A 12,656-nucleotide genomic window follows, 5' to 3' on the forward strand; every position below is an offset into this window, starting at 1 on the left:
GATGCTTACAAACAACCAGGGCTAAGTGGTATTGCACTTACACAAGCAGCATTAAGTGAACACATCGGTTCTTGGGCATCAGGCTGTCTTGCTATCTTTATTTTCCTATTTGGATTCGGTACGTTAATTGGTAACTATTATTATGGAGAAACGAACGTTCGGTTTTTGCTCAAAAGTAAAGTATGGGTGATACTATACCGAGCAGGCGCGTTCGTCATGATTGCATTCGGTGCGGTTGCAAAGGTCCAGCTTGTATGGGATTTAGCGGATTTATTTATGGGCCTTATGGTTATCGTAAACTTGATTGCTATTACATTGCTATCAAAAATAGCCTTTGCTGCATTACAGGATTACACGAAACAGAAAAAAGCTGGTCAAGATCCTGTTTTTTATAAAGACAGCATTAAAGGTCTTGAAAATCTTGAATGTTGGGAGCACTCTCAAGATGCTGCCACTTTAAAAAAGAAAAACATCATGTAATAAAAAAAGATGTTCAGACATATGGATCTGAACATCTTTTTGTTTGGTAAAAAATATTTTTAAACCAGAACCGAAAACCGATCTTTATTGAGACTTTTATTCAGCTTCTAAGGATTCTCTATTATTTTTTTAATCTCGCATATTCATTTAACAGTCATTCTGATTTGCAGGAAAAAGCTGTGAGTTGTTGAATAGTAGAGATAATTGGAGGGGATTGGCGGTGATTGTTATGAAAGAATATATTATAGAAGAGATGCAAAAATGGCATCAGGATCTAGAAAATGAAATTCAGATAATGAATGAAAAAGAAGCAGAACTGCAGCGAAAAGTAGACATATTAACAGCAAAGGTGGAAATTGCAACAGAAGCAGCAGCTAAATTCGCAGTGAACGAGGATGTAGACCGCTTCTTAGAAATTCGCGTTCAGCCATTAAAAAAAGAACTAGAGAAAGCAGAAAGCGACTTGAAAAGTACGCAAAAAGAATACAGGGAACCAAGGAATCATATAGTAGCATTGAAGAGCAGAATTAAAAGAGAATTGAATCGTTATAAAATGTTTCAAAAAGGTGCTGAATAATTGGCGCTTTTTTATTTGTCTCGCGTGAACCTTGGAGCTACAAAACACTTGTATATCCTTACAATGTTGTCATAAACTGTTCAAATGAAGTTCATACCGAATTCATATTGCTGTGATAGAATAACTGTGTCATCGCAAAACAGAAGAAAAGGTGAGACATATATGCAGACAATGCAAGAAAGAATTACGGAATGGACAAACTTCTTATTTATTTATAAATTTGCTTTAGATGAAATTGATACGAAGCTGACGATTTTGAATGAGGAATTTCAATTCGTGCATCAGCACAATCCGATTGAGCATATTAAATCAAGAATCAAGAGTCCCGAAAGCATTAAGCAGAAGTTGGAGCGAAAAGGGCTCCAAGTTACGGTAGAAAACGCGCATGAGCATATTCACGACATTGCGGGTGTCCGCGTGATGTGTTCATTTGTTTCTGATATTTATAAAATTTATGAAATCCTCAGGAAACAAGATGATATTCGCGTGCTGCAGGTGAAGGATTATATTCAAAGTCCAAAACCAAACGGGTATCAAAGTTTGCACCTTATCGCACAAGTGCCTGTATTTCTATCTGATCGCACTGAACATGTAAAGGTGGAGATTCAAATCCGAACTGTCGCCATGGATTTTTGGGCGAGTCTAGAGCACAAGATTTACTATAAGTTTGACAAAACCGTTCCGGCACACTTGACGGATCAATTGAAGGAAGCTGCCGAGACGGTCAAGTATCTGGATGAAAAAATGAAACGAATTAAGGATGAAATGGAGCAATTTAAGCAAGACGAGGGTATTCCTGGGCGAGAAGAAATACAGTCCCCTCTGCTTTTAATATGAGAAAAGCTGAGCACGGGAATCCGTGCTTATTCTTTTTTGGTGGGTGAGGACCTGCTGCGTGTAGTAGCGATCAAAGCCTTTTAGACGATCGCCCCTGTGTTTTTTCTAAGCATGCTGTTTTTTTCTTTTTTGTGACGTCGCATCATGAATTTCAAAAAAGGAATGGAAAGCACTGTATCCCTTGTAGCTGAAAAGGGACATATAGTAAAACGTCACTTCAACTGTTGCCTTGTACAAATAGCAAAGCATACGATGATAAGTCAGTCCAAGGCGGATTGAAGCGACGTTCGTTTTAGCAAATTAGAAAAAACAAATAGACAGCAAATGAAGAATGAAACAACAAAAAGAGGGAAATCTATCCCTTGACATTCATTTTTGTTGTAACTATAATGATTACATCGAGAGGTGATCCTGATGAAAATCAGCAGTCGTTTCACTGTTGCGGTTCACATTTTATCTCTTATTAAGGTTGATAGAAATACATCCTGTACTTCAGAATGGATTGCGGGAAGTGTGAATACAAATCCAGTCGTAATTCGGCGGATTCTCGGAAAGCTGAAAAAGGCAGGCTTGGTAGGTGTAAAAGCCGGAACAGGCGGCGCATATTTGCTGAAGTCTTTACAAGATATTACATTGCTTGATGTATATCGTGCTGTTGATGTCGTGGAGGAGGGAGAGCTCTTCCAATTTCATGACCGGCCGAATCCGCAATGTCCGGTCGGCCGCAATATCGAATCTGTTTTGGAATGGGTTCTCAAGCGGGCGCAGTCCGCGATGGAGCAAGTTCTTGCTGACATTACGATGGAAGAGGTAGTAACAGATTTAATACAAAAAATTGAATGATGAGATGCATCGTTCAATTTTTTTAACTGAGTTGTAACTTTAATGGTTACAACAAAACAAAAAAAGAGAGGAAGATTAGAATGAAAAAAATCGCATTGTTTGGTGCTACAGGTACAATTGGTCAACGTATTTTAAAGGAGGCTCTGTCCCGCGGATATGAAGTAACGGCTGTGGTTCGTGATGCTTCTAAAGTTTTGGAAAAACATGAGAACCTTACTGTTGCAACAGGGGATATCTTTAATGAAGACAGCATTGTTAAAACTGCAACAGGGCATGATGTTGTAATCAGCGCATATGGTCCGGCTTTTGAAACACCGCAAATGCTTGTGGAGGCAACACGTACTTTAATTGCTAGCGTCAAGCGTTCCGATGCTCAGCGTTTGCTTGCGGTTGGCGGTGCAGGCAGCTTAGAGGTTGCGCCTGGTTTGCAGCTTGTGGATACGCCTGATTTTCCGGAAGCATACAAAGCAGTAGCTTTGGCGCACCGTGATGCGTTAGCGGTTTACCTAGAGGAAAAAGAATTGGACTGGACAAATCTAAGTCCGGCTGGTTTTATTGCACCGGGTGAACGAACTGGTCAATATCGTATCGGCACGGATCAATTGTTGGTGAACGAGCAAGGAGAAAGCCGCATTTCCGCTGAAGATTATGCAGTTGCATTACTGGATGAAGTGGAAAACCATACCTTCAGCCGCCGCCGTTTTACTGTCGCTTACTAATAAGATTAAAAGAACCTGCGTGAAATTTTTTCACGCAGGTTCTTTTATATTTCCGCTGTCGTTCAAAAATACATCTTCGCTGTAGCAGCGAGCTGGTCGAGCTCCTTCTCTAGTTCCGGGATACCTTGCTTCTTTAAATACAGCAACAGCCCCTCAGCTATGTATTCCCGCGGTTTTTCATCATGATGAAAAAATTCCTGTTCAAAAGCATGGAGGGAGGAAAGCATTTTTTCTGATAGTTTTTTATCGAGCTCCAGCAAACCGATTTTTCTGTTTATATGCCTAATCAGGCAAAGCATGTGCTTTTGATGCGCTTCTTTTTCCATCTCGTGAAAGTGAATGAACTCCTTCATCAATTTTTCATCGAGCAACGGCTCTTCATCCTCTGAAAAACTGGAAACAATTGCGTCCAAGCGGCGGAAAATAAAAGGAACAATCTGCTCCAGTTCAATTTCTTTTCGATCGATTATGATATAGAAGAAATATTCCTTAATCATGCCTGTAAGGATAGTGGCGCAGTCCAAGGCATATTTGGAAATGCCTGTCCCGTATACCTCTGTCAATCGTTTGCACAGCCAGTTTAAATAGTGAGCCCGCATCTTGAACAAGAAGTGATAAATGGCCTCATTTTTCTGCAATGCCATATCCGTCATTTGCATATGGATGAATTTTTTATGAGCATACAAATTCTCAAGGTTTACTTTGATTTGCTCCATGAACACCTCTTTTGAATTCAGCAGCTCGTTTTGCTCAATTGCAAACATTCTTTCCATCATTTCTTCTTGTTGGTGCTTGAAAATAGAAAGAATGAGTTCATCCTTCGATTGAAAATAGTTATAAAACGATCCTTTCGACATTCCACTCTGTTCGACAATATCTTGGATGGAAGTGGCATGATAGCCCTTTTGCGCAAGAAGCTTTGCCGCTTCTTCAATAATTTTTTGTCTGCGTTCATTCATGTTGTTTCACCTCGCCATCTGTTTTGAATAGTTGTTTCGCGGAACAAGAGTATTCTTGCTTGTATATGGATAATTGGGAGCGGGGCTTCGTCAATTCCGCCCTTACCCCCTGTTTCACTAAAGATTCGATAAATCTTTTTCTGCTGTCCTCTCCGTATAATACCATTTTTTCGCATCCTTTATTAAGAGTAAATGAAAGAATTGAACTATCGGTATTTCATTTTATGACTATTAGGTCAATTGTATTTTATCATATTGCTCCATTCTTGAAAACACGACATAAGTACATAAATCAAAGTAATACTATATATAAATGAATTATAATTTCGACGTTTTCATTTGCTATTTCGAACAAAACGGCCTGGGCACTTACTTCCTCTCTCTGGTTACCCTTGCATGGGCTACTACAAGGGTTTGACCGCTTCTGCACGTCGCCGGATGCTCTCGCCCCACTATAAAAAGATGATTTTTTTATTCAGTTTTATATACATATAGGATTTATAAAACTTTCCTAAATTCATATTTATTCATTGCATTTTTCAGAAGTTTTATATATAGTACAAAAGTAGAGTGACCAACCAGTCATATTTTATTTAACCAATAAGTCATTGGGAGGGAAAGTGTTGAAAGGAGTCATTAATTTTGCGTTGAAAAATAAGCTGGCCGTTTGGCTGCTTACGATTATTGTCACGATTGCCGGTCTGTACGCCGGGACAAACATGAAGCTGGAGACATTACCGAATATCAATACTCCGCTTGTCACAATCACTACAATTTATCCTGGGGCGACACCGGACGAAGTAGCTGATAAAGTAACAAAGCCTATTGAACAAAGGGTGAAGAATTTACAAGGAGTCGACGTTGTGAGCTCCACCTCCTTTGCGAATGCTTCTTCCGTTCAAATAGAATACAACTACAGCAAGGATATGGATAAGGCAGTTGCGGAAGTAAAAGAGGCAATGGGCAAATTGCAGCTTCCGGAAGGTGTAAAAGATCCAGACATCTCCCGCCTCAGCTTCAACGCCTTTCCGGTTATCAGCTTGAGCGTGTCGGATGAAAAGAAATCGCTCGCAGAATTGACGGATTTAGTGGAAAAAGAGCTTGTGCCTTCCTTAGAAGGGGTTGAAGGCGTCGCTTCTGTCAGCATCGCCGGACAGCAAGTGGAAGAGGTACAGCTGAAGTTTAAAGAAGACGAACTGAAAAAATACGGTTTAACAGAAGATACGGTAACAAACATCATTAAAGGATCGAACGTTTCTATGCCGCTTGGATTATATACAATCGACAAGAAACAAAAGTCCGTTGTGATGAACGGCAACGTGGGGACGATTCAAGGACTAGAAAACTTAGAAATTCCGGTTACGCCAGGACAGCAACAAGGTCAAGGCCAAGTAGGAATGCAGCTAGGCGGCCAAGCAGCTGCACAGCAGCCAAAAACGGGGATTGCAGGAGCAGGATTGTCGACAGTGAAGCTCAAGGATGTCGCTGCACTTGAGTTAGTTGGAAAAGCAGAATCTATTTCCAGAACAAACGGCAAAGAGTCTATCGGCATTCAAGTCGTAAAAGGCGCAGACAACAACACGGTCGACGTTGTAAACGGCGTGAAGAAAGAAGTTAAGAACTTTAAGAAGGATTATAAGGATCTTGATATCGTTAACATGTATGATCAAGGAAAGCCGATTGAAGAATCTGTCAGCACTATGCTGAACAAAGCGATTATCGGTGCCGTGTTTGCGGTCATTATTATCCTATTGTTCTTGCGGGATATTAAATCTACAATCATTTCCATTGTATCGATTCCATTATCACTGCTAATTGCAGTGTTGGTGCTAAAGCAAATGGATATCTCCTTGAACATTATGACAATCGGGGCGATGACAGTGGCAATCGGGCGGGTTGTTGATGACTCGATCGTTGTTATTGAAAACATATATCGAAGAATGTCTCTATCAAACGAGAAGCTGACAGGAAGAGATTTAATCCGGGAAGCGACACGGGAAATGTTTATTCCGATTATGTCCTCAACTATTGTAACGATTGCGGTGTTCTTGCCGCTAGGAGTAGTTCAGGGACCTGTCGGAGAGATGTTCTTGCCGTTCGCGCTTACAATTGTATTTGCTTTATTAGCCTCGCTCTTAGTAGCGGTTACGATTGTACCGATGATGGCGCACTCGTTATTTAAAAGAGGCACAGGAAATCATGAGGAAAAACCGGGTAAGTTGGCATTGTTCTATAAAAGGGCTTTAAATTGGTCTTTGAACCATAAGCTGCTTACGTTCGGAATAGCAATTTTGCTGCTTGTCGGAAGCTTCTTCTTAGTTCCTTCAATCGGTGTGAGCTTCCTTGCTTCCAATCAAGAAAAAATGATTGTTGCAACGTACAATCCTGCACCTGGAGAAACAACAGCAGATGTGCAAAATATGGCAGTGAAAGCTGAGAAGTACTTCCAAGATAAGAAGGATGTTAAAACAATTCAATATTCTGTCGGCGGCGGCAATCCGATGAATCCGGCTGCGACGAATCAAGCCTTGTTCTATGTCATGTATAAAGACGATACAAAAAACTTCGAAAAAGAAAAGGAAACAGTATTGAAGAATTTACAGAAGCTGTCCGATACGGGTGAGTGGGGCTACCAAAACTTTGGCGGCAGCGGCAGCAGCAACAACACGATTACGTTATACGTGTACGGCGAATCCTTGAAGGAAATCCAGCCGATTGTGTCCGACATTACAAATATTCTGAAGAAGGACAATACATTTACAAATATTAATTCTAGCATTTCAGAAGCATATGATGAGTATACACTCGTTGCCAACCAAGAAAAATTAAGCAAGCTCGGCCTTAGCGCCGGACAAATCGGCATGTCCTTAACGACTGCAGGGCAGAAGCCGGTGCTTACGAAGATTGAAAAAGACGGCAAAGATGTAAATGTATACGTACAAAAAGAAAAGCAAGATTATAAATCCATTGAAGATTTAACATCTAAATCCATTACTTCACCGCTTGGAGTGGAAGTTCCGATTAAAGATGTGGTAGAAGTGAAAACTGGCAAAGCATCAAATACAATCACAAGACGTGACGGAAAAATGTATGCACAGGTTTCTGCAGAGGTTACAACAAGTGATGTGTCCAAGGCGTCTGCTGATTTGAAAAAGAAAGTCGATAAGCTCGATATGCCGAAAACGGCAAAGGTTGATTTTGGCGGCGTGACAGAGCAAATCAAGGAGTCATTTATGCAATTGGGACTTGCGATGGCTGCAGCAATCGCCATTGTATATTTTATCCTTGTTGTAACATTCGGTGGCGGATTGGCTCCGCTTGCAATCTTGTTCTCCTTGCCATTTAGCATTATCGGCGGCCTTGTTGCCTTGTTCCTTGCGAAGGAAACAATTAGTGTTTCTGCATTAATAGGGGCGCTGATGCTGATTGGTATTGTAGTGACGAACGCAATTGTATTAATTGACCGCGTCATTCAAAAAGAAAAAGAAGGCATCCTGACAAGAGAAGCGATATTGGAGGCAGCAACTACACGCTTACGTCCAATCCTGATGACAGCCCTTGCGACAATCGGTGCACTGATTCCACTAGCAATCGGTATGGAGGGCGGCGGATTGATTTCCAAAGGTTTAGGGGTAACTGTAATCGGCGGCTTAACAAGTTCAACGCTGCTTACCCTTCTAATTGTACCAATTGTGTATGAGACGTTGACGAAGCTTAAGAACAGAAGAAAAGGAAAGAGAACAGCAGCTTAATCGAATAAAGTGAAACTTCCATCAGCGGGGGTCACCCGTTAATGCGGGATAAACACAAAAACGGCAAGTCGCCCGACTTGCCGTTTTTGTTTGAAATAATTAAGCAAGTATAAAACTTCGCAGAAACAAAAAATCATAACTCCCATAATACGATACATTCAATACATGAAGAAAAAGCAAGAAGCAAAGATTAAGGATAGGAACAGTTTGCTTTTTGAAGCGGATGAAAAGGAGTTCGTTTATATGTCAGATCAATTGGATTTAAAAAAGTATGAAAAGAAGATTATAATTCGCAACATCGAGTATAAGGATATTGATAATATTATCGAGCTGCAGGCTTCCTGCTTCTCGGGAATGGAGCCGTGGACGCACGCTCAGCTTGAAAGCCATTTGGATCATTTTCAAGAAGGTCAGTTTTGTGCGGAGTTCGAGGGGAAAATTATCGGTTCTTGTTCGAGCTTGCTGATTAACTTTGACGAGTATGATGACCGGCATACATGGGACGATATTACAGATAACGGCTATATTACAAATCATGAACAGGACGGCTATAATATGTACGGCATTGAGGTCATGGTGCACCCTGACTACCGTCGCATGAAAATTGGTCACCGTTTGTATGAAGCGCGCAAGGACTTGGCGCGCCGCTTAAACTTGAAAAGTATCATCATCGGCGGACGTATCCCTAACTACCATAAATATGCGAACGAAATGTCTCCAAGAGAGTATGTAGAACAGGTCATGCTCCATAAAATTTATGACCCGGTGCTTTCGTTCCAATTATTGAACGGCTTTACATTAATGCGCATCAACCCAGGCTATCTGCCGGATGACGCAGCATCCAATCAATATGCGACACTTATGGAATGGAATAATGTAGATTATCAGCCGAATACGAAGCGTTATTATAAAACAGCATTCCCTGTCCGCATTTGTGCTGTGCAATACATGATGAAACAAATCAATTCGTTTGAGGAGTTCGCGACACAGGTCGAATACTATACAGATGTCGCTTCTGACGCAGGATCTGATTTTGCCGTCTTCCCGGAAATTTTCACCACACAGCTTATGTCGTTTTTGCAGGAGAGATCACCGAGCCGCGCCGTGCAGCGCATCACAGAATTTACGGAAGACTACATTAACCTGTTTACGGATTTAGCTGTTAAATACAATGTTAATATTATCGGCGGTTCTCACTTTGTAGAAGAAGAAGGAAAAGTTTATAACATTGCGTACTTATTCCGCAGAGACGGTACCATCGAGAAGCAATATAAAATTCATATTACGCCGAATGAACGGAAATGGTGGGGCATCAGTCAAGGTGATAAGGTAAAGGTATTTGATACGGATTGCGGCAAAATTGCGATTCAAATTTGTTATGACATTGAGTTTCCGGAGCTTGCTCGCATTGCCACTGAAATGGGCGCGAAAATTATCTTTACGCCGTTTTGTACAGAAGACCGCCAAGGCTACTTGCGCGTCAGATACTGCGCACAGGCTCGCGCAGTCGAAAATCAAGTGTATACAGTCATTGCCGGTACGGTTGGAAATTTACCGCAAACAGAAAACATGGACATTCAATATGCGCAATCAGCCATTTTTGCGCCGTCTGATTTCGAATTTGCGCGTGACGGCATTGTAGGAGAATGCAATGCGAATATTGAAATGGTTGTCATTGGCGATGTAGACTTGGAGATTTTGCGAAGACAGCGTCAATCGGGAACAGTGCGCCAGTTGAAGGATCGAAGACGTGATGTATATTCCATTCAATACAAAAAATAGATCAGAACAATACAAAAGGGATGCCACAAGAAGGACATCCCTTTTCCTTATATTCTTTTAAATCGTCCTACGACTTCCACGGTTTCCGTGATGTTCATAAACGCATAGCTGTCCACTTGACGGACGAGCCGTTTCACTTCACCAAGTTCGTAGCGCGTAATTACAGTGTAAATGACCTTCTTTTGATGATCAGTATATGCACCGACTGCATCCACCATTGTGACTCCGCGAATACATTGATTTAATAAGGCTTGTTTCACTGCCATTCCTTTTTCCGTTACAATCATTACGGTTAATTTGATGTGCTTCGTATGAATCCCATCAATCACTTTACTGACTACAAATCGGCTTATAAACGTATACAGCGTAATATCCCATCCGAACATAAAGCCCGCAATAATGAGCAGCAAGCAGTTAAACACAAAAATAACCGCTCCGATGGAGATATCCCAATATCTTGCTACGAGTAAGCCTATCACGTCAAATCCTCCTGTAGAGGCAGCAAATCGGAAAACGATTCCAGTCGCCCCGCCGCACAATATACCACCGAACACAGAGGATAACAGAATATCATGTGAGAGCTGTTGTACAGGAACAATCGCCATCGCTATAGTAGAAAACGTGATAAAATAGGCTGTTAAAAACGTGATTTTCTTCCCCAAGTATTTGTAGCTGAGACCGAATAATGGAAGATTTAATAGAAAAATCAAAGTCCCAATATCGTAATGTGTCAAGTAACCGATAATCATCCCAACTCCTGCAAATCCGCCGCTGATCATGTTGTGAGGAATGAAAAACATGTTCATCGAAACGGCATACAAAGCAGAGGCAATCAAAATTACAGTAAGCTGTACAATCAGCTCAATATACCGTGTTTTTGAAGCAGCCACATGTAAAAAGGGCGTCTCGGGTACGTAGTCAGCATCGCCTAATCTAGCCATAATATGATTTCATCTCCAAGCTTGTTTTTTCATACAGTTAGAGAATAAAACTTTTTCCTGAACTTGACAACCGTTTTTCTTTAATCCGAAAAGTTAAAAAAATTCTGAAATATAAAATGATTTATTCGTACATATCGGTTTTGGAATATGGGAAATTTTTATTATCGATCTAATGAGAAGCAAATAAGTTTTTCTTATCTATTGTAACAAGTTTACTTTTATAAAAAAAGAGGAATACTGTAATAAAACATATAAGTGTGTATTACACCTATATAAGAAGAGAGGAAAAAGAAAGGGGAAGTGACATGCAGCTTCCATTGCCAAAGGTTCAACAGCAGGCAGGGAATTGGTATGTGTTTGATGAGGAGTTTCCGTGGGGTATTCATACAGTGAGAGAAGAGCTGTTTACATTGGTCGGACAATGCGAAGTACCGATCATCTTTTGTGATACGTGCGAAGCGAATTCGATTTTGCTGGCGCTTGGAGAGGAAGAGGAGGAATTTCTTCTGCCGCTTCATGGGTATTATCACCAGCAAAAAAAGATTATCTTTATTTTTGTATGGGAGGAATATGAGCAAATGCTCGAAACGCTTCTGCATGAAATTCGTCATGATATGCAATTTCAGCAAGGTCTCATACGGCAGCTGTTTCATTCGGAACGGCATCTGCCGTATGAAGAGCGGTGGGTGGAGAAGGATGCGCGGGCGTTTGCGAAGGCAAAGATGGCGCAATATCTTTTAAAGAAGGCATAAGCTGACTTTGGCTTATGTCTTTTTGTGTTATAGAAAATTCAGATAAATAATGTTGCAGAATGAAATCATTTTATATATAACTGACTTATAGATTCAGCATAAAATTGAGGTCGGATACGGAGTAGCTTCTGCTGCTTTAAGTATCCGACTTTTTGTTCACTTCACCGTCCCATATGTATACGATTAAAAATTGTTAAATAGATGTTTTTCCATATTTCTGCTCATAAATTGTTTCTTCTTCATCTGAAGATATAAAAAGAAGAGGATGTACCTCTTCTTTTTAAATAGTTTGTTTAGTAATTGCTCTATGCAAAACACATAAAATTTCTTATTTGTGAATATCTGTAACTTACTTTTCGACGACGTCCTGATCGCCAAATATATCCAGATACTCCGCTTTTTCTAATTTCAGTTGGATAAAACCAAAAATCTCTTCCAAAAGGTCCTGGCATTCTTAACCCTAAGAGTCCCCATCTACCTAAACAATTACACATCAACGGCCTAATTTGACCAGTTTGTACAGGAGTAGCAAATGTTGCTGGTAATGCAGGCATTTGTGAGGGCGGTGGTGTTGTTGGAGCATCCTCAGCATCATCAGGTCGATACACTTCATCATCATCAACATCTCTTATTTCATCAAATGACTCATAACCAGGATTTTGTAAGTTATATTGTGGTTGCTGATTATAATTCATATATGGAGAGTACATTGGCTGATTATACATGCAAAAAATCACCTCCTCGCTTTGAATACATACTTAAATAGTATGCTGAACTATTCTTATATGAAGCTTATTCACAACCTATATATCCTAAATGAATTTTTGATATGAAGTTAGATTTATGAATTGTATCATTCGACAGTGTATTCTTTTGATAGAAATTAAGTTTCAGCACCTAAAAAGTCGTAGATATTAGATAACTTCCGATAATCTGGGTTATGTGAATGATTTAAGATGGCCATCTTTTTGTTTTTATCATTTTTAGCCAAGAAGACTTCTTCCTCAATTTGTG

11 protein-coding genes are annotated in these 12,656 nt (G+C 40.4%); 8 read left to right on the top strand and 3 right to left on the bottom strand.

The features are described 5' to 3' along the window. The 5 genes from H540_RS0114775 to H540_RS0114795 all read left to right on the top strand — a co-directional run. A partial coding sequence (locus tag H540_RS0114775; protein ID WP_028401328.1) for an alanine:cation symporter family protein occupies positions 1-480 on the top strand: 480 nt, incomplete at its 5' end. 220 nt (positions 481-700) lie between these two features. Further along, positions 701-1,057: a hypothetical protein gene (locus H540_RS29785; protein WP_034671071.1), complete on the top strand. Its 357-nt coding sequence runs from the start codon at positions 701-703 to the stop codon at positions 1,055-1,057. 162 nt (positions 1,058-1,219) lie between these two features. Beyond that, positions 1,220-1,894: a GTP pyrophosphokinase gene (locus tag H540_RS29790; protein WP_051317123.1), complete on the top strand. Its 675-nt coding sequence runs from the start codon at positions 1,220-1,222 to the stop codon at positions 1,892-1,894. Positions 1,895-2,308: 414 nt separating this feature from the next. Next, positions 2,309-2,737, top strand: a complete 429-nt coding sequence (locus H540_RS0114790; RefSeq protein ID WP_028401329.1) for an Rrf2 family transcriptional regulator — start codon at positions 2,309-2,311, stop codon at positions 2,735-2,737. Positions 2,738-2,817: 80 nt separating this feature from the next. After that, on the top strand, positions 2,818-3,456 hold the full coding sequence (locus H540_RS0114795; protein WP_028401330.1) for an NAD(P)-dependent oxidoreductase: 639 nt from the start codon (positions 2,818-2,820) through the stop codon (positions 3,454-3,456). Between the two features lie 62 nt (positions 3,457-3,518). Here the strand turns inward: H540_RS0114795 and H540_RS0114800 are convergent, their stop codons facing one another. Next, complete coding sequence (locus H540_RS0114800) at positions 3,519-4,415, bottom strand: TetR/AcrR family transcriptional regulator (protein WP_028401331.1); 897 nt, start codon at positions 4,413-4,415, stop codon at positions 3,519-3,521. A 623-nt stretch (positions 4,416-5,038) separates the two neighbouring features. Between H540_RS0114800 and H540_RS0114810 the strand changes: the two genes are divergently transcribed. Together H540_RS0114810 and H540_RS0114815 are read left to right on the top strand one after the other, a co-directional pair. Beyond that, complete coding sequence (locus H540_RS0114810; protein WP_034671073.1) at positions 5,039-8,167, top strand: efflux RND transporter permease subunit; 3,129 nt, start codon at positions 5,039-5,041, stop codon at positions 8,165-8,167. 243 nt (positions 8,168-8,410) lie between these two features. After that, positions 8,411-9,949 (top strand): bifunctional GNAT family N-acetyltransferase/carbon-nitrogen hydrolase family protein, encoded by a 1,539-nt coding sequence (locus H540_RS0114815; RefSeq protein WP_028401333.1) that lies wholly within the window; start codon positions 8,411-8,413, stop codon positions 9,947-9,949. 47 nt (positions 9,950-9,996) lie between these two features. Here H540_RS0114815 and H540_RS0114820 read toward each other — a convergent pair whose 3' ends face one another. Continuing rightward, positions 9,997-10,890: a YitT family protein gene (locus H540_RS0114820; RefSeq protein ID WP_028401334.1), complete on the bottom strand. Its 894-nt coding sequence runs from the start codon at positions 10,888-10,890 to the stop codon at positions 9,997-9,999. A 305-nt stretch (positions 10,891-11,195) separates the two neighbouring features. Here H540_RS0114820 and H540_RS0114825 point away from each other — a divergent pair, with 305 nt between their 5' ends. Beyond that, positions 11,196-11,642: a DUF3920 family protein gene (locus tag H540_RS0114825; protein ID WP_028401335.1), complete on the top strand. Its 447-nt coding sequence runs from the start codon at positions 11,196-11,198 to the stop codon at positions 11,640-11,642. 305 nt (positions 11,643-11,947) lie between these two features. Here H540_RS0114825 and H540_RS0114830 read toward each other — a convergent pair whose 3' ends face one another. Next, the gene (locus H540_RS0114830; protein WP_028401336.1) at positions 11,948-12,367 is read right to left on the bottom strand and encodes a hypothetical protein; all 420 of its coding nucleotides are present in this window, start codon (positions 12,365-12,367) and stop codon (positions 11,948-11,950) included. Between the last annotated feature and the right edge of the window lie 289 nt (positions 12,368-12,656).

Source organism: Ectobacillus panaciterrae DSM 19096 (assembly GCF_000430785.1).
Lineage (GTDB): Bacteria > Bacillota > Bacilli > Bacillales > Bacillaceae_G > Ectobacillus > Ectobacillus panaciterrae.